The organism is Variovorax sp., assembly GCF_965279555.1.
GTDB lineage: Bacteria > Pseudomonadota > Gammaproteobacteria > Burkholderiales > Burkholderiaceae_C > Variovorax.
Window position 1 is genome coordinate 2262401 of sequence record NZ_OZ257247.1, and the last position, 21059, is coordinate 2283459.

The following is a 21059-nucleotide window of genomic DNA, read 5'->3' on the forward strand; positions in this document are numbered from 1 at the left end:
GAACGCCATGAAAAGCGCCACCCTCGCACGCTCCATCGACGCATCGGTCTGCCGCTACGTCGACCTGGACGAGTTCACCGACCTGCTGCCCGCGCAGATCCTGTCGGAGCAGGAGTGCGAGCGGGCGGACGCCTTCCGGTTCGGCACCGACCGCCAGCGCTTCGTGGCGGCGCACATCGCGCTGCGGCAGGTGCTTTCCGCGCACACCGGCCTGCCCGCGGATGCGCTGGACTTTGCCGTTGGCGCCTTCGGCAAGCCCTCGCTGCAGGGCCGTCCGCGCACGCAGTTCTCCATGAGCCACTGCCAGGGGCTGGCGCTGATCGCCATTGGCGGGCGCGGTCCGCTGGGCGTCGACGTCGAGCTGCTGCGCCGGGTGCCCGATGCCGCCGCATTGGCCGCGCGGCATTTCACGCGGCGCGAGAACGAAGCGCTGGCCGGCCTGCCCGCGCATGAACGCGATCGCGCCTTCCTGACCTGCTGGACCCGCAAGGAAGCCTGCCTGAAGGCGATCGGCGTGGGCCTGCTGGTATCGCCGCAGAGCTTCGAGGTCGGGCTGGAGCCCGACTGCCGCAGCGTCGAGCTGTCGGTGGCCGGGCGCATCCTGTGGCTGGTGCTTGGGGCCGCGCCGCCGCGCATGGACTGCGTCGGAGCGATCGCCGAATGGCGCGAGACCCAGGGCCGCGCAACCGTGAGCGGCCCGATGGCGGAGGCACGGGCATGAACTCCCTCGCGCTCATGTTCGGGCCGGCATCGCGCCAGCTGTTCGGCATCTTCCATCCCGCGGAAGACGCCGGCAGCGCGGACACCGCCGTGCTTGTCTGCCCGCCCTACGGCGCCGAGGGCCTGCGCACGCACCGCTTCTTCAAGGTGCTGGCAGAACGCCTGGCGCGCGCCGGCATCGCCGCGCTGCGCTTCGACTTCTACGGCACCGGCGATTCCCCGGGCGACGAGCGCCAGGGCGAGTTCGAAGGCTGGCGGCGCGACCTGTGCTCGGCGCACGAAGAACTGCGCCGCCATGCGCCCGGCGCGCGCATCGTCTGGGTCGGCGCCCGGCTCGGCGCCACCCTGGCCGTGCTGGCCGCGCGCAACGGGCGCTGCGACCCGGTGCGGCTGGTGCTGTGGGAGCCGGTGATCGACGGCCGGCGCTACGCCCGCTTCCTGCGCGAGCAGCACGTGGCGGCCATCGACGCCACCTTCTGCATCCCCGACCTCGCCTGGCGCCGCAACCTGCTGCGCGAACCCGACGCCGTGCCCGAAGAAGCGCTGGGCGCCTCGCTTTCGAGCACGCTGCGCGCGCAGCTCGCGGCGCTCACGCCCGACGCGCTGCAGCTCACCGCGCTGCACGACACGCTGGTGCTGGCGCAGCCTGACGACGAATACACGGCGCAGTGGGCTGCCGAGCAGCAGTCGCGCCACATGCCGGTGCGCCTCGCGTACTTCAAGCACCGGCTCGAGTGGACCGCCGACCCCTACCCCAACAGCGCGATGGTGCCGGCGGACGCGCTCAGCCGCCTCCAGGGAGCTCTTCATGAATGACATGACGCAAAGCCCGGTCCGCTTCGGACAAGGCGAATCGCTGGTGGGCATGCTCACCACGCCTGCCCGCGAAGGCGCCGCCGCGGTGGGCTGCCTGATGCTCAACATGGGTGCCAACCACCGGGTCGGCCCGCGCCGCATCAACGTCAAGCTGGCGCACCTGCTGGCCGCGCGCGGCGTGAGCAGCCTGCGGCTCGACCTGGGCGGCGTGGGCGACAGCGACGCGGTCGACTCCAGCAGCGACCTGCGCACGCGCGCCGTGCACGACCTGCGCGCCGCCATGGACCTGATCGAGAACAGGCTGGGCATCCGCCAGTTCGTGATCGTCGGCATGTGCTCGGGCGCGGAGCACGCCATGTCGGCCGGCGCGGCGGACACGCGCGTGGTCGGCATCTCGATGTTCGACGGCTTTGCCTTCCCCGAGCGGCGCACGCGCTGGGAGCGCACCGTGCGGCGCGCGCTGGCCGCGCCGGTGCACCCGTCGTTCGCGGGCAAGGCCCTGCGCTGGCTCAAGCGCCGGGTGCTGCGCATCCAGCCGGCCGGCAAGCCACTGCCGGGCTTCTTCACGGAAGAAAGCTCGCCCGAGGCCACCGCCAACTGGTTCGCCGCCACCATGAAGCAACTGGCCGAGCGCAAGGTGGCCATGCAGCTGCTGTATTCGGGTTCGCTGCATGTCTGCGACTACGACCGCGACCAGCTCGGCGCATTCCGCCATGCGCCCTTCGCGCAATCGCTGCAGTACGAGTTCATGCGCGAGGTCGACCACACCGTCTGCACCGAGAAGGGACAGCAGCTGTTCCTGCAGTCGGTGGGCGACTGGGTTGCCGAGCGCTGCTTCGGCGCCAGCACCGAGCGGCGAAGCGCCAGCCGCGCCACGGCCGGCGCCGGGCGCGCGATGCCCGCCACCTTGGCGGCGCCCTGAGCCGGCCAAGCCCATCCCACCCGACACAGAACCGTTCACCCCGGCAGTCAAGGAGATCACCATGGACCACATCCATTCCGCCAAGCCCTTACCGGGCATGCGCACGCTCTCGGCCCTTGCCCTGGCGGAATACCGCCTGCGATGGCTGGGCCTGGCCCTGTTGCTCTCGCTGGGGCTGGCCGGCTGCGCGCCGGGCTTCGGCACGCCGGGGCCGCTGAACTACGGCGACGGCAACCAGGGCGGCGCGGACGCGACCTCGTCGGCGGCCGCCGGCAAGATCATCCCGATCACGCCCGACCTGATCCGCACGCAGATCGCGCAGCGGCCCCAGGGCATGCCCGACTCCATAAAGAGATTGTTCGCGCAAGCCCCGGTCTACACCATCGGGCCCGGCGACGTGGTCGGCATCATCGTGTACGACCACCCGGAACTGCTGCCGAATGCCGGCGCGGTGATCGCGCAGCAGTCCGACCCGACCGGCGTGACCGTGGCGCCCGGCTTCATCGTCGACGCCAAGGGCGAGATCTTCTTTCCGTACATCGGGCGCACCAAGGTGCAGGGCCTGACGGAGAGCGGCGCCTCGGAGCTGGTGGCAAGCCGCATCAAGACCTTCGTCAAGGATCCGCAGGTGTCGGTGCGCATCCAGTCGTTCCGCAGCCAGCGCGCGTACGTGCAGGGCGAGGTGCGCACGCCCGGCCTGCAGATCTTCACCGACGTGCCGATGACGCTGTCCGAAGCCATCAGCCGCGCCGGCAGCTTCACCCAGCTCGGCGACCGCTCGCACGTCACGCTCACACGCGGCGGCGTGTCGACGCAGATCAACCTGCCGCTGCTGCAGTCGCAGGGCTTCGACGGCAACGGCATTCCGCTGCGCAACGGCGACATCGTGAACGTCGGCACCCGCGAGGACAACCGGGTCTACGTGATGGGCGAGGTGCGGGCACCGTCCGCGCTGCAGATGCGCATGAACGGCCGCCTGAGCCTGAACGAGGCGCTGGGCGACGTGGGCGGCCCCGACCTGACGACAGCGGACACCGGCCAGATCTACGTGGTGCGCAACACGCCGGACGACTCCGGCGCGCCGCAGGTCTTCAACCTCAACGCGAGGAACCCGGTGGCGCTCGCGCTGGCCGACCGCTTCGAGCTGCAGCCGCGCGACGTGGTGTACGTCGACCACGTGCCGCTGGCCACGTGGAGCCGCGTGTTCAGCCTGATTCTTCCGTCGGCCCAGGTCATCAACCTGGCCCGCGACACCGCGCGCCGGTAAGCGCGCCACCCCGTCTTCCGCACGAAAAGGTGAACCCCATGAACGCGCGTTGGCAACCTTCGCTTCCCGCTCCGGCGGGCACCCCCATGCCCATGGTCGAGGCATCCTGGGTCCGGGAGTCCCGGTTCCAGGAGTACCTGGACATCCTGATCGACAGCCGCTGGCTCATTGCCGGCCTGACGGCGCTGGCGCTGCTGGTCGGTGCCTGCTATGCGCTGTTCGGGCCCAGGGTGTATGAGGCCAACATCCTGATCCAGGTGGAAGACTCGGACCGCTCGGGCGGCAACTTCCCCGGCGACGCTGCCGGCCTGGGCGCGAAAACGCCGGTCGCCGGCGAGACCGAGATCCTGCGCTCGCGCATGGTGCTCGGCCAGGCCATGGAGAACACCAGGCTCTACATCAGCGCCAGGCCGCACTACATACCCGTGGTGGGCGAGTTCCTGGCCCGGCATTCGAGCCGGCTGTCTTCGCCGGGCATCTTCGGCATGGGCGACTATGTCTCGGGCACCGAGCGCATCGCCGTCGCCCAGATGGACGTGCCGCAGGCCTTCGAGGGCAAGAAGTTCCTGCTGACGGCGGAGGCCGACGGCAACTACACGCTCACCAACTCCGGCCTGGAGGCTCCGCTGCAGGGCAAGGTCGGCGTGCCGCTGGACGCCGCCGTGCCGGGCGGCACGCTGCACCTGCTGGTGGGCTCCTTCGAGGCCGAGCCCGGCGGCGCCTTCGAACTGGTGCGCAACTCCAAGCAGCTCACCCTGCTGGGCCTGCAGAAAGACCTGCGGGTGGTCGAGAAAGGCAAGCAGTCGGGCGTGATGGACGTCAGCATGCAGGCCGAAAACCGGGGCCAGCTGGCCGACGTGCTCAATGAAGTCTCGCGCCTGTACGTGCGCCAGAACATCGACCAGAAGACGGTGCAGGCCGAGCGCGCACTGGCCTTCCTGGGCACCGAGCTGCCCAAGTTCAAGGCCCAGCTGGAGCAGTCGGAAGACAGCTACAACCAGTACCGCAACCAGAACGGCACCATCAGCCTCGACGACGAGGCCCGCAACGCGCTGTCGCAGAACGTCGACCTGCAGGCCAAGCTGCTCGACGCGAAGCAGAAGCGCCTGGACCTGGTGGGCCGCTTCACCGCGGCGCACCCCGCGGTGCAGACGCTGGACTCGCAGATCGCCTCGCTCAAGAAGGAGCTGGGCGCGGTCGACGGGCGCATCCGCCGCATGCCGATGCTGCAGCAGAACTCGCTGCGCATGCAGCGCGACATCAAGGTCAACACCGACCTCTACGCGACGCTGCTGAACAGTTCGCTGCAGATGCGCCTGGCCAAGGAAGGCAAGGTGGCCAACGTGCGCGTGCTCGACCAGGCGCTGCTGCCCGAGAAGCCGGTGCGGCCGAAGGCGCTGATCGTCATGGCGCTGTCGCTGGCGGCCGGGCTGTTCCTGGGCGGGGCCATGGCACTGCTGCGCAAGACGCTGAAGAAGTCGATCGGCAGCCCCGAGGAGATCGAGGCCGTCACCGGGCTCAACGTGTACAGCACCATCGCGCTGAGCACCCAGCAGCGCGTGCTCGACCGCGCCATCCGCGGCGGCAAGCCGGGCGTGAAGGTGCTGGCGGCGCTGCACGTCGAAGACCCGGCGCTGGAGGGGCTGCGCCGCCTTCGCACCGCGCTGAAGTTCGTGATGCTGGGCGCGCCCAACAACCGCGTGCTCATCTCCAGCGCCACCGCGGGCGCGGGCAAGACCTTCGTGTCTTCCAACTTCGCGACGCTGCTGGCGTCTTCGGGCAAGCGCGTGCTGCTGATCGACGCCGACCTGCGCCGCGGCACCCTGAGCGAGGAGTTCGGGTTGCAGCGCAAGGACGGGCTGTCAGACGTCATCACCGGCGGCGTGCCGCTGGACCGCGCCATTCACTACCACGTGCTGCCGCGCCTGGACGTCATGACCTCGGGCACGCTGCACCCCGACCCCGCCGGCATGATGACCAGCGACGTCTTCGCGCAGACGCTGGCCACGCTGTCAAGCCGCTACGACGTGGTGATCGTCGACGCGCCGCCTGCCCTGCTGGCCTCCGAGACCGCCGCGATGGCGCCGAGCATGGGCACGCTGCTGCTGGTGGCACGCGCCGACCACAGCGAGAGCGGCGAGCTGCTCGAGAGCGTCAAGCGCCTGGGCCATGTGGGTGCCGCGTTCCACGGCGTGGTGTTCAACGCGGTCGACACCACCCAGCGCCACTACCGCGGCTACAGCTACGGCTACTACGACACCTACCGGCGCGAACCCGCCGGCGCGCTGAGCGTGAACGATGCCGACACCGTGATGCCCAAGCGGATCGAACCGGAGCACGCAGCATGAGCGTCCTGCGATCGAACACACCGGCGCGGCCCGCTCACGGCACGGCCGCCAACACGCCGGTCTACGAACCGATCGGCGGTGCCCCGTGGCTGCGCGTGGCCAAGCGCGCCGCCGACATCGCGATGGCGGGCTCGTTCTTCGTCTTCTTCGGCTGGGCCTATGCATTGATATGGCTCGGCGTGCTCATGACCTCGGGCGGCCCGGCCATCTACATGCAGCCGCGCTACGGCAAGGACGGCAAGGTGTTCCGCTTCCTCAAGTTCCGCTCGATGGTGGCCGACGCCGACGCCGTGCTGGCCCGCCACCTGCGCGACAACCCGGGCGCGCGGCGCGAATGGGACGTTTACCAGAAGCTGGAGCACGACCCGCGCATCACCCGCTTCGGCGCCTTCCTGCGCAAGTACAGCATCGACGAGTTCCCGCAGTTCTGGAACGTGCTGATGGGCGACATGAGCATGGTCGGCCCCCGGCCCTGCATGTTCGCGCAGAAGGAGCTGTACGGGGACTACTGGGAGCACTACTGCGCGGTGCGGCCCGGCATCACCGGTCTGTGGCAGATCAGCGGCCGCAACGAGGTGAGCTACCGGCGCCGCGCGGCGATGGATGCGGAGTACGTGTCCAGGCTGTCGCTGCGGCGGGACTTCGTGATCCTGCTGAAGACATTCGCGGTCGTGACCGGGGCGCGCGGCTCGCGCTGAGCCCGCTTTCCCTTCCAACGAAAGCACCTATGCGTATCTTTGTAGCCGGACATCGCGGAATGGTTGGCCAGGCGCTGGCGACGCGGCTCGCGCGGGCGGGCCATGAGGTCGTCACGCGCAGCCGTGCAGAACTCGATCTGCTCGACCAGGCGGCGGTCGCCCGTTTCTTCGCGACCGAACCTGTCGACCAGGTGTATCTGGCGGCGGCCCGGGTCGGCGGCATCCATGCCAATGCGACCTACCCCGCACAGTTCATCTACGAGAACCTGATGATCGCGGCCAACGTCACCCACCAGGCATTCCTGGCGGGCGTGAAGCGCATGCTGTTCCTCGGCTCCAGCTGCATCTATCCCCGGCTGGCCGGGCAGCCGATGGCCGAAGGCGCGCTGCTCGGCGGACCGCTCGAACCGACGAACGAGCCCTATGCCATCGCCAAGATCGCCGGCCTCAAGCTCTGCGAGAGCTACAACCGGCAGTACGGCGCCAGCCACGGCATCGACTACCGCAGCGTGATGCCGAGCAACCTCTACGGCCCAGGCGACAACTACCACCCGCAGAACAGCCACGTGGTGCCGGCGCTGCTGCAGCGCTTCCACCGCGCCCGGCAGGAACGCGCGCCGCAGGTGGTCGTCTGGGGCAGCGGCCGTGCGCGGCGCGAGTTCCTCCATGTCGACGACATGGCCGAAGGCTGCATCGCGGTGATGAACCTGCCGCAAGCCGTCTACGCACACCACACCACGCCAATGTGCGGCCACATCAACCTCGGCACCGGCGAAGACGTGTCCATTGCCGAGCTGGCTGCACTGGTGCGCGACGTGACCGGCTACGAAGGCGACATCCGCTACGACGCCACACAGCCCGATGGCGCGCCGCGCAAGCTGCTCGACGTGACGCGTGCCGCCGCCATCGGCTGGCGGGCCACCGTACCACTGGCCGAAGGGCTGCGCCGCGCCTATGCCGCCTACCTCTCCACCACCTTGTCCACCGAAGAGATCGAACATGCCTAAACGCGCACTCATCACCGGCATCACGGGCCAGGATGGCTCCTACCTTGCTGAACTGCTGATCGAAAAGGGCTACGAGGTACACGGCATCAAGCGCCGCACTTCGCAGTTCAACACCGGACGCATCGACCACCTTTACGCCGACGTCCATGCCATCGCGCAACGCCACCTGCACCTGCACCACGGCGACCTGGCGGACGGCAGCAACCTCACGCGGATCATTCAGGAGGTCCAGCCCGACGAGGTCTACAACCTGGGCGCGCAGAGCCACGTGGCCGTGAGCTTCGAGAGCCCGGAATACACGGCCGACATCAATGCGCTGGGCACGCTGCGGCTGCTCGAAGCGATCCGGCTGCTGGGCCTGCAATCGAAGACGCGCTTCTACCAGGCCAGCACCAGCGAGCTCTACGGCCTCGTGCAGGAGGGCCGCCAGAGCGAAAGCACGCCCTTCTATCCGCGCAGCCCCTACGGCGCGGCCAAGCTCTACGCCTACTGGATCACCAAGAACTACCGCGAGGCCTACGGCTTCTATGCCTGCAACGGCATCCTCTTCAATCACGAAAGCCCTCGCCGTGGCGAGACCTTCGTGACGCGCAAGGTCACGCGCGGGTTGGCCAACGTGGCGCAGGGGCTGGAACAGTGCCTCTTTCTCGGCAACATGAACGCACTGCGCGACTGGGGCCACGCCAAGGACTACGTGCGCATGCAATGGCTGATGCTGCAGCAGCCGACGGCGGTCGACTACGTGATTGCCACGGGCATCCAGTACAGCATTCGCGAGTTCGTCACCAAGGCCGCGCGCGAGCTCGGCATCACGCTGGTCTTCGAAGGGCGCGGGCTCGACGAAGTAGCGATAGTCAGCGCGGTGGAAGGCGACGATGCGCCGGCCGTCTGCGTCGGCGACGTGCTGGTGCGTGTGGATCCGCGCTACTTCCGCCCCTCGGAGGTCGAGACGCTGTGCGGCAACCCGGCCAAGGCGGCGGACGACCTGGGCTGGGTGCCGGAGATCACGCTCGACCAGATGGTGGCCGAGATGGTCGCGTCAGACCTCGGCTTGGCCAAGCGCCGTGCGCTGCTGCAGCGCCATGGCTACCACACGCCCCAGAGCATCGAGGCCTGAGCGCGGAACCCGCCATGAGAACCCTCACCTTCTGGTCCGGCATCGTCTGCTGCTTCCTGTGCGGGCTGGTCGACCCTGCCTGGGGCTATGCGGCGGTGTTCGTGCTGTCGCTGGTGCAGCTCGCGCTGCTGGGTTCTTCGGGCGGCAGCGTGTTCCTGCTGATCCATTACGCGACCATGCTGACCTACTTCTCGCTGGCGCCGGCGATGCAGATCGCCAACGACGTGGATTTCTGGGAAACGGGCGTGCTCACCACGGCGTCGCAGGCGCAGGCGCTGGTGCTGCTGCTGCTGTACATGGCCGGCGTGGAGGCCGCGCGCTTCGGCATGCCCGACGCGCCGGTGCACCGGCCGGGCCTCTACCATGCGCGCGCGGTCGGCGTGGCCCACCCGTTCCTGCTGCTGCTGAGCTGCTCGTTCGCAGCCTTCGCGACGCTCTTCATCCGGCCCGACCTGAACTTCGTGGCGCGCGGCATTCCGGGCGAGGACGACAGCGTTCCCATCGACTTCATCGTGTACTCCACGCTGCCCAAGCTGGTGGTGCTGATGTGCTTCGTGGCGCTCGCGATCCACGCGTTCCGCCGGCGCACGCCTTGGGCCTGGGCCTCGGCGGGGCTGGCGCTGGCGCTGGCGGCCGTAGCGGCCAACCCGGTCAACACGGCGCGGCAGATCCTGCTGATCGGGCTGCTGCCGCTGTTCATCCACGCACTGGCGCGGCAGCGGCACTGGCGTTGGGCGCTGGCGGGGCTGATCTTCGGCGCCATCGCCGCGCTCGGGCCGGTGCTGAACCTGTTCTCGCGCGGCAGCGTGTGGGGCGAGGGCCTCACGACCTTCCCGTTCAGCCAGGACTTCGACGCGATGTTCGTGGTGGCGGGCATCCTGGAGCGCGCGCCCATTCCAGACCTGGGCTGGGGCCGCTACCTGCTGTCGGCGTTCTCGTTCTTCCTGCCGCGCGACCTGAAGATGTTTCCGGATTTCGATCCGCTCGGCTGGTCGGCCATCCTGGGCAATTTCTCGCAGAGCAACTTGTCTCTGCCGCCTTTCACCACCGCCTACTTCGACTTCGGGCTGATGGGTCCGCTGCTGCTGGGCATCGCAATCTCTGCGGGCTTCCGGCTGGTCGACAAGGCGATCGATCCGCATCGCGCACTGTCGGGTAGCTATCTATCTGCTCTGGTGCTGCTGTCGGCCTATGTGCCGTTCATGCGCGGTCCCATCCTGGGCTGGGGTCCTTTCGCGGCCTCGGGCCTGATCGCCGCGGTAATCGCCGGCGCCCTGAGCGCGCGCAGCCGCCGCATGCGCCGGGTGCGTGCCCTGCCGCCCACGGTGCGCCGCGACCTTCCGACTCCGTGAGCAAGCACATGGCCACCTACCTGTTCTACGACACCCTTCGGCTCAACCCGAGGTCCGGCGGCGTGCTGAACGTTGCCGAGGTGCTGCTGCGCAACATGCGGCTGTCGCAGGGCGACCGCGTGCAGTCGGTCAGCGAGCGGCATCCACGCCTGTACGACGCGGCCCGCAGGCTCAGGGTGAGCCGCTTCCTGCTGGAGACGCTGCTCTACAACCTCTACCGCATCCGCGCGCTGCTGACCGGCGAGCGGGTGTACGCGCTGTTCCCGAACTACTTCCTACCGTTCACGCTGTTCGGGCGCCACGCGGACGCGGTCGTCATCGTCCACGACCTGCAATACAAGGCATACCCGGAGTACTTCAGCCGGGCAAAGCGCATGTGGCTCGACTGGAGCCTGTGGCGCGTCGCGCACAGCGCGGCCAATGCGGTGTTCATCAGCAAGAGCAGCCTGCACGACTTCGAGCGGCACTTCACGCGCTGCGCGCATGCCTCGGTGATCTTCAACCCGGTGGACGCGCCGCGCGCGCCTGTCCGCGCCGCCACGCCCGAGGCGGAACCGGCGCAGGAACGCTACCTGATCGCGGCCTACCACTACTACCCGCACAAGAACTTCAGCGGCATCCTCGCGCTGTTCGAGCGCATGAAGCGCGCAGGACTCGTGGACTTCCTGGACATCACCGGCAACGGCGCGGCCGAGGTGGAGCGCATGGTCGCCGCGCTGGCGCCCGAGGTGCGCGGCTGCGTGCGCCACCGCGGGCTGGTGTCACGCGAGGAACTGGTGCGGCTCTATGCGGGCGCCACTGCATTCATCTCGCTGTCGACCTTCGAGGGCTTCAACCTCTCGGCCGCCGAAGCCGCCACGCTGGGCGTGCCGCTGCTGCTGTCGGACATTCCGGTGCACCGCGAACTGTTCTCCGGCTACGGCTTCTTCGTGGGCAGCGCCTCCTGCGACACCTACCAGCTCGCGCGCTACCTTGCCCGGCACGAGCGCACGCGGCCCGCGTGGCTGCATGCCCAGGCCTGCGCGCCGGGCGCGGTGGCCGCGCGCTATCTGGCGCTCAAGCGCGCCGCCGTTCCGCTCGCGAGGGCCGTGCAATGAGCGCGTTCCACGTCCTGTGCAGGCGCTTGCTGGTGCCGCTGCTCCTGTGCGCGACGGCATCGGCTGCGCCAGCCCAGCCCGTGCAGCCGGCCGAGGCACCAGTGCCCGGCTTCGGCGTCATGGTGCACTACCTGCCGGACAAGCAGTCCATCTCGCAGATCAAGAACTTCGACGTCGAGGCCTTCGCTTCGGGGTTGGCGCAGATGCGTGCGTCGCACCTCATCCTCACGCTGGGCCAGAACAACGGGCAGTACATCTCGCCCAATTCCGCGCTCGAGGTACTGTGCCCAGGTGCCGCCAGGAACCGCCCATCGCGCGACCTGCCGCTGGAAATAGGCGAGGCGCTGCGCGCACGCGGCATCGCGCTGATCCTGTACCTGCCGTTCCGCGCGCCGCAGGCCGACCCCGTCCTGATGAACTGCCTGGGCGACGTTTCCGAGCAGGAACCGCCGCCAGCGCGCTTCATTGCCGCGTGGTCCAGCGTGATCCGCGACTGGTCGGAGCGCTACGGTCCGCTGGCCGCTGGCTGGTGGTTCGACGGCACCTACAACACGCAGGGCATTTCGGCCGCTGGCTGGGAGACGCTGTGCGACGCCGCGCGCAGCGGAGCAGCCAACCGCTGGCTGGCTTTCAATGCCGGCGAGGGACCGGCGCGCTTCAGCCTCAAGAGCGCGCCCTGCCAGAACCTCATGGCCGGCGAGTACATGCAGCCGCCCGCGCATTTCGCGCCGCCGCCCTCGGATCTTGTGTTCCACGTGCTCACGCCGCTCACGCCCTGGTGGGGCCGCGAGGCAGCGCCGCGCTTCACGCTGCAGCAGTTGCGCGACTGGATCGGCGAGGCCCGCGTGGCGCGCGGCCTCTTCACGCTGGACATGCCCCTGGACAACAACGGTCGCTTCCTGCCAGCGCACGTGGCGCTGGTGAAGAGCGCCACCGCCCGCAAGCCCTGACGAGCCGCATCAACCCTCCACCCATGCTGTCACACATGACCAACACCGCTCTCCCCTTCGTCGTGGTCGAAGACCGCCAGAACCGCACGCTCGCGCTGTGCCGCCAGTCCACCGCGCTCGCGCAGGAACAACTCGTGGTGCTGTCGGACACCGACGCCGGCCCCGCCTACGAGCGCTTCCGCCATGCCTATGTGCACCTGTCGAGCAACTCGCCGGAGTTCGAGCGGATCTGCTTCCGGCGCTACTTCCTGCTCGCGCAGTACCTGGCGAGCCAGCCCGACTGCCATGCCTTCGTGCTGATCGACAGCGACGTGCTGCTGTTCAAGGGCATCGGCGAGCATGTGCGCAGGCTCGCGGGCAAGGCGGACTTCTCGGGCTCCTACATCAGCCCCATCGACGGATGGAATCCCTGCCAGATCTCGCCGCACGTGAGCTACTGGACCGCCAACGGCCTGCGGCGCTTCGTGGCCTTCGTGCTCGACACCTACACAACGCCATCGGGCCGGCGCAATCTGCGCGAGATCGCGGGGCGCTTCGCGGCGCGCGGCATCCGCGGCGGCGTGTCCGACATGACGCTGCTCTACCTCTGGGCGCGCGCCAGCGGCAACGCCGATCCGATCAACCGCGTGCTCGACGGCAAGGTGATCGACCACAACATCAACAGCCCGCACAACCACCTGGCGAACGAGTTCCGCTACCGCGGCGGCGCCAAGCGCATCGCCTATTCCGACGGCCGGCCGTGGCTCACCTCCGCGGCGGGAGGTCGGACGAACGTGGTGGCGCTGCATTTCCAGGGCAGCGCAAAGATGGCCATGCCGCACGCGCTGCACGGCCGCATGCGCACCGTGGCCGCCGTGACCTACGCGCTGATGGTGGCGCGGCGAGCCAAGAACAAGGCGTTCCGGCTGGCCACGCGCGTGCGCCGCACCCTGGACGCGCTCGGCCTCGCCAACGCCCCGGCCGCCAAGTAGCCCGAACCGAACCGGCCGCGCCCATGAAACCCTTCAGCCCTTCACTTGCATTGCCCGGAGCGCGCATGGCGCGGCTGCTCGGCCTGGGGGCGCTGGTCTCGCGGCTCTACGTCTACCTGTCGGGCTTCGTCGCCATCTTCCTGATGGCGGCCAACGTGTCGCCCGCGCGCTTCGGCGAGTACTCGATCTACCAATCGGTGCTGGAGGTGGCGCTGGTGGTCGGCACGCTGGGCAGCACACTGCTGTTCTCGCGCAACGCGAGCGCCGTGCCGCCGGGCGTGACCCAGGGCGACGTGGTGCGCACGCTGGCCTTCGGACTGCCTCTGGCCACCGCTTTGATCGTCGTGATCCTGGCGCTGCAGCGGCTGCCGGTGGCCGACGTGCCCTTCGTGCTGGTGGTGGTCACGCTGGCGGTGTTCTCGTTCAACTGCCTGCGGCTGGCCTACAGCCGGGGCCTAGGCCATGCGGGGCTGCTCAATCTCGAGGCCGGCATCCGCTCGACCATCCTGGTGCTGGGCGTGGGCATCTGCGCGGCGCTGGGCTTCGAGCTGGACGTGGCGCACCTGCTGCTCATCAACCTGTTCGCTTTCGTGGTGGTGTGCGCGGCCATCTGCATTCCGTCCAACGGCGCGGCGCCGCCGGCGGGCCGCCCTGTGCTCGAGCTCGCATCGCAGGCCAGCGCCACGGTGTATTCGCTGCTGACCTTCCTGCTGCGCAAGTCGGACCTGCTGATCGTGGCCTTCTTCATGCCGCTGAGCTACGTGGGGGCCTTCAAGCTCGCCTTCCTGCTGGCGGAGGCGCCGTCGCAGTTCGTGCAGGCATTCCTGTTCACCAAGACACCGGCCATGATGGCTGCCGACCCCGAGAAGCTCGCGGCGTCGAAGCTGCAATTGGCGCGGCATTCCTTCCTGCTGGGCTGCGCGCTGTTCGTCGGGTTGGCGGGGCTGATCAGCGTGGCCGCGCCGCTGCTCAAGATGGGCGACCAGGCGCGCACCATCTTCCTCTGCATCGCGCCTTATTTCCTGTTGCGCACCTACACCATCCATCACGAGATGGTGCTGTCGCTCAAGACCTCCATGGGCTCGCTCGGGCGCTGGGCACTGCTCGAGGTGGCGCTGCGGCTGCTGTCCTACGGCGCGGTGATCCTGCTGTTTCCGGGCCGGCCGCACTATGTGTTCTTCATTGCCTGCCTGAGCGACTTCGCCTTGTACGAGACGCGCATGCGGCTGCAGTTCGGCTTCTTTCCCATCGTCCGTCTGTTGAGGCGGTCGCCATGAAGATCCTGCTGTACTCGATGAACTTCGCGCCCGAGCTCACCGGCATCGGCAAGTACTCGGGCGAGATGGCGCGCTGGCTGCATGCCAGGGGGCACGAGGTGCGCGTGATTGCCGCGCCGCCGTTCTTTCCGCAGTGGTCGGTGTACCGCGGCTACTCGGCCTGGACCTGGCGCAAGAGCGACTGGGACGGCGTGACCGTTTGGCGCTCGCCCTTGTGGGTGCCCGCGCGGCCGCGCGCGCTGGCTCGGCTCGGGCATCTGTTCTCTTTCATGCTGTCGAGCTTTCCGGTACTGCTCGCGCAGTGGCGCTGGAAGCCGGAGGTGGTGTTCGTGGTCGAGCCGCCGCTGTTCTGCGCACCGACTGCGATGTTGTTTGCCGGGCTGCGTGGCATCAAGTCTTGGCTGCACATCCAGGACTACGAAGTCGATGCCGCCTTCGGCCTGGGCCATGTGCGCGGCGAGCGCGCCCAGCGCTTCGCACGCTCGGCCGAGCGCTGGCTGATGAGCCGCTTCGACCGGGTATCGACCATCTCGGCCGCAATGATCGAGAAGGCCCGCGGCAAGGGCGTGGACGCGAGCCGGCTGGTGCTGTTTCCGAACTGGGTCGACGTAAAGGCCATTCACCCGTTGCCGCGCACGGTCGCGCCCTACGGCTACCGGCCCGCGCTCGGCATTCCCGACGACGCGGTGGTGGTGCTGTATGCGGGCAGCCTCGGCACCAAGCAAGGCATCGAGCTGCTGGCGGAGGCGGCACACCTGCTGGTGTGCTCCAGCAGCATCCACTTCGTGTTCGCAGGCAGCGGGCCGAGCCGCGAGTCGCTGCACGCCGCCTGCGCCAATCTGGCCAACGTGCATTTTCTCGAGCTGCAGCCGGCCGAGCGGCTCAACGAACTGCTGGGCATGGCCGACATCCACGTGCTGCCCCAGCGTGCCGACGCAGCCGACCTGGTGATGCCGTCGAAGCTGGGCGGCATGCTCGCCAGCGGCCGCGCCGTGGTCGTGACCGCGCATGCCGGCACCGAGCTGAGCAACGTGGTGACGGGGCGCGGCATGGTGGTCGAGCCTGGCGACGCCGCCGCGCTGGCCGATGCCATCGAGCAACTTGCCATGTCGCCCGAGCTGCGCGAGCAGATGGGTGCGGCCGGCCGCCGTTTCGCCGAGTCCGCGCTCGACGAAGACGCCATCCTGCAGCGCCTGGAGCAGGAACTGCTGCGCTGCGTCGCCGGCTGAACCGACGCTGTCCACGCCAAGGAGCCCACGACATGCCCCACGCCAAGATACTCGTGACCGGTGGTGCAGGCTTCATCGGCAGCCACACCTGCGTGGCGCTGATCGCGGCGGGCTACCAGCCGCTGGTGCTCGACACGCTGGTCAACAGCGATGCACGATCGCTGCAACGTGTGGGCTGCATCACCGGCCTTCAGCCGCAACTGCTGCGCTGCGACGTGCGCGACGGCCCGGCGCTGGACCGGGTATTCGCCGAGCATGCGGTCGAGGCGGTGGTGCACCTGGCGGGGTTGAAGGCGGTGGGCGAATCGGTGGCCGATCCGCTGGCGTACTACGACGTCAACCTGGCCGGTACGCTGGCGCTGGTGCGGGCAATGGGCCGCGCCGGCGTGCGCACGCTGGTGTTCTCGTCGTCGGCCACGGTGTACGGCGACGCGCAGCACTCGCCCATTCCCGAGACCGCGCCGTATGCGGCGGTCAACCCCTACGGCCGCACCAAGGCGATGGTGGAAAACCTGCTGGCCGACCTCGCGCATGCCGATCCGCGCTGGGGCATTGCCTGCCTGCGCTACTTCAACCCGGTCGGCGCGCATGAAAGCGGCCTGCTCGGCGAGCGTCCGAACGGGCCGCCCGCCAACCTCATGCCCTACATCTCGCAGGTGGCCGCGGGCGAGCGCGAATACCTGATGGTGCACGGCGCCGACTACGAAACCATCGACGGCACCGGCGTGCGCGACTACGTGCACGTGATGGACGTGGCCGAAGGCCACGTGGCGGCGCTGCGCCACGCGGCGCGCGAGCCCGGCATCCTGATGACCAACCTGGGCACGGGCCGCGGCGCCTCGGTGCTGGAGGTGGTGTGCGCATTCGAGCGCGCCAGCGGCCGGCGCATCGCGCTGCGCATCGGCCCGCGCCGACCGGGCGACGCACCCGCCTACTGGGCCGACGCACGCAATGCACAGGCCCGCCTGGGCTGGCGCGCGCGCCGCGACCTCGACCAGATGTGCTCGGACAGCTGGCGCTGGCAGGCCGCGAACCCGCACGGTTTCGACGACCCGGCGCCTGCGTTGCAGGCCCAGGCGCAGCCGCCTTGGCTGAGCGCCGACCTGCAGATCTTTCACGCAACTTCCAACCTCGGACACTCCAATGCCTGACAACGCACACCGCTCTCCAGAAGAGCAGGCCGACGCCCGGAGCGGATATCCGCCGGGCGGCGTCTGCCCTCCGACCCAGCCGCTGTGGCCGGGCTTCCTGACCGGGCAGGAAGGCGCGCCGGTGCGCGTTCTGCTCGTGGACGACGACAGCTTCATGCGCCGGGTGATCGCGCAGGAACTGCTGTCGGACCTGCGCATACAGCTCGAGGGCCAGGGCGGCAGCCTGCGCGACGGCCGCCGGCTGCTGGCCACGCATGAGTTCGACGTGCTCATGGTCGACCTGCGGCTGGGCGACGGCACCGGCTTCGAGCTGATCCGCGAGGCCGGCAAGCAGCATCCCGGCTGCGAAATCATCGTGATCTCCGCGCTGGAAGACGAGTCGCACGTGATGCACGCCTTCGAACTGGGCGCGACCGGCTACCTGCTGAAAGACGCCTGGCTGCAGAGCTTCGCGCAGGCAGTGCTGCAGGTGGTGAACGGCGGCGCTGCCATCACTCCCCGGCTCGCGCGGCGCCTGCTCTCGCGCCTGAGCGCACGGCCCGGCAGCCCGCCGCCGGCCGGCGACCCGCCCACGCGGGAAACCTCGCTGACCACGCGCGAATGCGAAATCCTGCGCTGCGTGGCGCGCGGCCAGGTCACCGAGGAGATCGGCGTGAAGCTGGGCATCTCGGGGCAGACGGTCAACGCGCACATCAAGAACATCTACAAGAAATTGCACGTGCACTCGCGTGCGCAGGCCGTGAGCTACGCGGCGTACTCCGGGCTCATCTGAGCCGACACCCAACTCATATCGCGCCATCATGAATACCAACTCCACCATCCATCCCGTGGTCCTGTGCGGCGGCAGCGGCACCCGCCTGTGGCCGCTTTCGCGCAAGGCGCTGCCCAAGCAATTCGCGCCGCTGCTCGGCGGCAAGAGCCTGCTGCACCTCACGCTGGAGCGGCTCTCGGGGCTCGGCAATGACATCACCTGCATCGCGTCGGAAGACCATCGCTTCCTGGTGAAAGAAACGGTCGAGAGCGCGGGCGTCACAGGCCGGCAGATCCTGGAGCCGGTGGCGCGCAACACGGCGGCGGCCATGGCCTCGGCGGCACTGCTGGCAGAGCCCGATGACCTGCTGCTGTTCGCGCCGGCCGACCACCACATTCCCGACGCCGCGCTGTTCGCGCAGACCGTGCGCGAAGGCGTGGCCGCGGCGCTGGCGGGGCAGATCGTCACCTTCGGCGTAGTGCCCAGCTTTCCCAGCACCGCCTATGGCTACATCGAGGCAGGAACGGCATCGGGCGACGGTCACAGCCGGGCCGTGGTTCGCTTCGTCGAGAAGCCGACGGCGAGCGTGGCCGAGACGCTGATCCTGCACGGAGGCTATTTCTGGAACGCCGGCATCTTCCTCGTACGCGCAAGCACGCTTCTGGCCGCGCTGCGCGCGCATGCGCCCGACATACTGCTCGCCTGCGAACGCGCCGCGGCCGCTGTTTCGGTCGACGGCAGCTTCCTGCGGCTGGAGCGCGAGGCCTTCTCGGCCTGCCGCGCCGACAGCATCGACTACGCGGTGCTCGAAAAGCACAAGGACATCGCGGTGGTGAAGTTCGAAGGCGGCTGGAGCGACGTCGGCAGCTGGAATGCTGTGGCCAGCCTGCAAATGGCCGATGGCGACGGCAACCGCCTGAGCGGCAAGGCCAGCGCCCTGAACGCGCGCAATACCTTCATCCATGCGCCGCACCGGCCGGTGGTGGCGCTGGGCACCGACGGGCTGATCATCGTGGACACACCCGACGCCGTGCTGGTGGCCGGCGCGGGCTGCGCCGAACAGGTGGCGGACGTGGTGCGCAAGCTCGCGCTCGAAGGCTGCGCCGAGGCCACCGACCACCGCCGCGTGGTGCGGCCCTGGGGCGCCTACGACAGCGTCGACATGGGCGAGCGCTTCCAGGTGAAACGACTCACCGTCAAGCCTGGCGCCAAGCTCTCGCTGCAGATGCACCACCACCGCGCCGAGCACTGGATCGTGGTGAAGGGCACGGCCCGCGCCACCTGCAACGGAGAGGTGACGCTGGTGCGCGAGAACGAGTCGATCTACCTGCCTTCGGGCGCCATCCACCGGCTGGAGAACCCGGGCAAGACCATGCTCGAGGTGATCGAGGTGCAGACCGGCGGCTACCTGGGCGAGGACGACATCGTGCGCTTCGACGACACCTACGGGCGCTGCGAGGCGGTGCACACGCTGGCCGATGCAGCGGCGGCGCCGCCGGTGTCGTCGGCCGGTTCAGGCGCGGCTGCGGTGCTGCATGCGCCGATCAACCACTGAGCCGCGCGGGGGGCGCCGCGAGCCTCACCAGCCGTGAAAACGCCCCCAGGCCTGCAGGGCTCCGTCTTCCGACAGCGCCTGGTATTGCGGAAACTGCGCACCGGTCGCGCAGGCGTGGTTCGGCAGGATGCGCAGCCGCGTGCCGATGGGAAAGCGCGCGGCAATGCCGGTGTCGGGCTCGCCTTCGCGCGACAGGATGCCGTGCTCCTGGTTCGCTCCGCTGAGCAAGTAGCCGTCCAGCACCCGGCCATTTACATCGCAGGCCTGGCCGAAGCCGAAGTCTTGTTTCTGCTTCTGCGTGCCCCGGTCGCGGCTCATGGCCATCCAGCCCGCATCGAGAATGGCCCAGCCTTTTTCGGGCTGGTGGCCGATCACCGTGGTGAGCACGCTCAACGCGATGTCTTCCTCGCTGCACACGCCGACGTTGCGCATCACCAGATCGAAGAACACATACACGCCGGCCCGCACCTCGGTCACGCCGTCGAGCGTCTCGACCATCAGCGCGGTGGGCGTGGAACCCACGCTGACCACCGGGCACGGCAGCCCCGCGTCGCGCAGCCGCCGCGCCGCGCGCACGCAGCCCGCGCGCTCCTGCTCGGCCACGGCGCGCAGTGCCTGCGGCGTGTCGAAGTCGTAGCTGGAGCCGGCATGCGTCATCACGCCGCCCAGGCGCATGCCGCCGTCGTGCAGCACGCGCGCCACCTCCAGCAGCCGGTCTTCTTCGGGCCGGATGCCCGAGCGGTGGCCGTCTGTGTCGACCTCGATCAGCACGTCGAAGGCCTCGCCATTGGCGCGGCCGAACTCCGCGATCGCCCGTGCCGACTCGATGCCGTCAGTGATGATGCCCAGCGCGCAGCCGCGCCGGCGCAGTTCCAGCGCATGCGGCAGCCGGTGCGGCGCCATGCCCACGGCATAAAGGATGTCGGTGAAGCCGGCGGCGAAGAACTGCTCGGCCTCCTTCAGCGTCGACACCGTGATGCCGCGTGCGCCCGCCGCCTGCTGCGCCTTCGCCACCTCGACGCACTTGGTGGTCTTGACGTGCGGCCGGAAGCGCACTCCGAGCGCGTCCATGCGCTGCTGCATGCGCGCGATGTTGTGCTGCATGCGGGACTGTTCGACGACGGCCGCGGGGGTGTCGATGGTGTGGAGCGTGTCCATGGTCATGCCTTGTTCGTGAAGGATTGCAGCCACTGCAGCGCGGGCGCGAGCGTCGGGCCCTGCAGTTCCGGTGCCGGCGCACCCTGCGGCAGGGCCAGCCCCACGCGGTTGTGCCAGTAGGTGCGCAGGCCGACCGCCGAGGTGCCGAACATGTCGTAGCCCGAGCCGGCGACGAAGGCCGTCTCCCGAGGTGTCGCGCCCATGCGCTCGAGCGCCATGCGGTAGGGGCGCGGATCGGGCTTGTAGAAGCCGGCCTCTTCCGATGTGACGACGGCATCCCACTCGATGCCCAGCAGCGCCGCCGCGCGATGGCCCAGCCGGCGCGAGCAATTGGTGGCCACGCCCAGCTTGCAGTGCGGCTTGAGCGCCTGCAGCAGCTCGCGCGCACCGTCCCAGGCGGGCAGCGTGTCCCATTGCGCTTCCAGCGCGTCGGGCGCGGTGTCGGCCATGCCGGTGTTGCGCGCCGCGTCTTTCACCAGTTGCTCGTAAGGCACGTAGGCGCCGCAGCCGTAGGTGAGGCGCAGGTACTCGGCGCGCCATGCGCGCCCCTTCTCCACGGAGCCGGCGGCGGCGTTCCAGACGGTCCAGGAATCGAGCAGCGCGGTGAGCAGGTCGAACAGCACGGCGCGGGGATAGCGTGGCGGGGCGATGGGTGTTTGCATGGCCACGGACT

At 69.2% G+C, this 21059-nt stretch carries 19 protein-coding genes; 17 read left to right on the plus strand and 2 right to left on the minus strand.

Annotation, left to right across the window (positions count from 1 at the left end; all coding sequences use genetic code 11):
* Nucleotides 1–7: 7 nt before the first annotated feature.
* From ACQY8B_RS10845 to ACQY8B_RS10925, 17 genes are all read left to right on the plus strand, one after another.
* Nucleotides 8–721, plus strand: a complete 714-nt coding sequence (locus ACQY8B_RS10845; RefSeq protein ID WP_422086709.1) for a 4'-phosphopantetheinyl transferase family protein — start codon at nucleotides 8–10, stop codon at nucleotides 719–721.
* Complete coding sequence (locus ACQY8B_RS10850) at nucleotides 718–1536, plus strand: alpha/beta fold hydrolase (RefSeq protein ID WP_422086710.1); 819 nt, start codon at nucleotides 718–720, stop codon at nucleotides 1534–1536. The genes ACQY8B_RS10845 and ACQY8B_RS10850 overlap by 4 nt, the downstream gene beginning before the upstream one ends.
* Nucleotides 1529–2458, plus strand: a complete 930-nt coding sequence (locus ACQY8B_RS10855) for a hypothetical protein (protein ID WP_422086711.1) — start codon at nucleotides 1529–1531, stop codon at nucleotides 2456–2458. The genes ACQY8B_RS10850 and ACQY8B_RS10855 overlap by 8 nt, the downstream gene beginning before the upstream one ends.
* A gap of 97 nt (nucleotides 2459–2555) precedes the next feature.
* Nucleotides 2556–3725 (plus strand): polysaccharide biosynthesis/export family protein, encoded by a 1170-nt coding sequence (locus ACQY8B_RS10860; protein ID WP_422089178.1) that lies wholly within the window; start codon nucleotides 2556–2558, stop codon nucleotides 3723–3725.
* 38 nt (nucleotides 3726–3763) lie between these two features.
* On the plus strand, nucleotides 3764–6073 hold the full coding sequence (locus ACQY8B_RS10865) for a polysaccharide biosynthesis tyrosine autokinase (protein ID WP_422086712.1): 2310 nt from the start codon (nucleotides 3764–3766) through the stop codon (nucleotides 6071–6073).
* Nucleotides 6070–6771, plus strand: coding sequence for a sugar transferase (locus ACQY8B_RS10870; RefSeq protein ID WP_422086713.1), 702 nt, complete (start codon nucleotides 6070–6072; stop codon nucleotides 6769–6771). The genes ACQY8B_RS10865 and ACQY8B_RS10870 overlap by 4 nt, the downstream gene beginning before the upstream one ends.
* 59 nt (nucleotides 6772–6830) lie before the next feature.
* Nucleotides 6831–7778 carry a GDP-L-fucose synthase family protein gene (locus ACQY8B_RS10875; protein WP_428745020.1) on the plus strand — a complete coding sequence of 316 codons (948 nt, stop codon included), beginning with the start codon at nucleotides 6831–6833 and terminating at the stop codon, nucleotides 7776–7778.
* Entirely contained in the window at nucleotides 7771–8895 is a 1125-nt protein-coding gene (gene gmd, locus ACQY8B_RS10880) for a GDP-mannose 4,6-dehydratase (RefSeq protein WP_422086715.1), read from the plus strand. Before ACQY8B_RS10875 ends, gmd begins: the two co-directional genes overlap by 8 nt.
* Before the next feature lie 14 nt (nucleotides 8896–8909).
* Nucleotides 8910–10247: a hypothetical protein gene (locus ACQY8B_RS10885; protein WP_422086716.1), complete on the plus strand. Its 1338-nt coding sequence runs from the start codon at nucleotides 8910–8912 to the stop codon at nucleotides 10245–10247.
* Entirely contained in the window at nucleotides 10244–11344 is a 1101-nt protein-coding gene (locus tag ACQY8B_RS10890) for a glycosyltransferase (RefSeq protein WP_422086717.1), read from the plus strand. The genes ACQY8B_RS10885 and ACQY8B_RS10890 overlap by 4 nt, the downstream gene beginning before the upstream one ends.
* Nucleotides 11341–12294 (plus strand): hypothetical protein, encoded by a 954-nt coding sequence (locus ACQY8B_RS10895; protein WP_422086718.1) that lies wholly within the window; start codon nucleotides 11341–11343, stop codon nucleotides 12292–12294. Before ACQY8B_RS10890 ends, ACQY8B_RS10895 begins: the two co-directional genes overlap by 4 nt.
* 35 nt (nucleotides 12295–12329) lie before the next feature.
* The gene (locus ACQY8B_RS10900) at nucleotides 12330–13265 is read left to right on the plus strand and encodes a hypothetical protein (protein ID WP_422086719.1); all 936 of its coding nucleotides are present in this window, start codon (nucleotides 12330–12332) and stop codon (nucleotides 13263–13265) included.
* Nucleotides 13266–13288: 23 nt separating this feature from the next.
* Entirely contained in the window at nucleotides 13289–14542 is a 1254-nt protein-coding gene (locus tag ACQY8B_RS10905) for a lipopolysaccharide biosynthesis protein (RefSeq protein WP_422086720.1), read from the plus strand.
* Nucleotides 14539–15771: a glycosyltransferase WbuB gene (locus ACQY8B_RS10910; RefSeq protein WP_422086721.1), complete on the plus strand. Its 1233-nt coding sequence runs from the start codon at nucleotides 14539–14541 to the stop codon at nucleotides 15769–15771. The genes ACQY8B_RS10905 and ACQY8B_RS10910 overlap by 4 nt, the downstream gene beginning before the upstream one ends.
* Before the next feature lie 32 nt (nucleotides 15772–15803).
* The gene (gene galE / locus ACQY8B_RS10915; protein WP_422086722.1) at nucleotides 15804–16922 is read left to right on the plus strand and encodes a UDP-glucose 4-epimerase GalE; all 1119 of its coding nucleotides are present in this window, start codon (nucleotides 15804–15806) and stop codon (nucleotides 16920–16922) included.
* Nucleotides 16915–17694 carry a response regulator transcription factor gene (locus ACQY8B_RS10920; RefSeq protein WP_422086723.1) on the plus strand — a complete coding sequence of 260 codons (780 nt, stop codon included), beginning with the start codon at nucleotides 16915–16917 and terminating at the stop codon, nucleotides 17692–17694. Before galE ends, ACQY8B_RS10920 begins: the two co-directional genes overlap by 8 nt.
* Nucleotides 17695–17722: 28 nt before the next feature.
* Nucleotides 17723–19228, plus strand: coding sequence for a mannose-1-phosphate guanylyltransferase/mannose-6-phosphate isomerase (locus ACQY8B_RS10925; RefSeq protein WP_422086724.1), 1506 nt, complete (start codon nucleotides 17723–17725; stop codon nucleotides 19226–19228).
* A gap of 24 nt (nucleotides 19229–19252) precedes the next feature.
* On the opposite strand, the gene ACQY8B_RS10930 is transcribed toward ACQY8B_RS10925, so the two are convergent.
* Complete coding sequence (locus ACQY8B_RS10930) at nucleotides 19253–20392, minus strand: DSD1 family PLP-dependent enzyme (protein ID WP_422086725.1); 1140 nt, start codon at nucleotides 20390–20392, stop codon at nucleotides 19253–19255.
* The gene (locus tag ACQY8B_RS10935) at nucleotides 20389–21048 is read right to left on the minus strand and encodes an HAD family hydrolase (RefSeq protein ID WP_422086726.1); all 660 of its coding nucleotides are present in this window, start codon (nucleotides 21046–21048) and stop codon (nucleotides 20389–20391) included. The genes ACQY8B_RS10930 and ACQY8B_RS10935 overlap by 4 nt, the downstream gene beginning before the upstream one ends.
* Nucleotides 21049–21059: the final 11 nt, after the last annotated feature.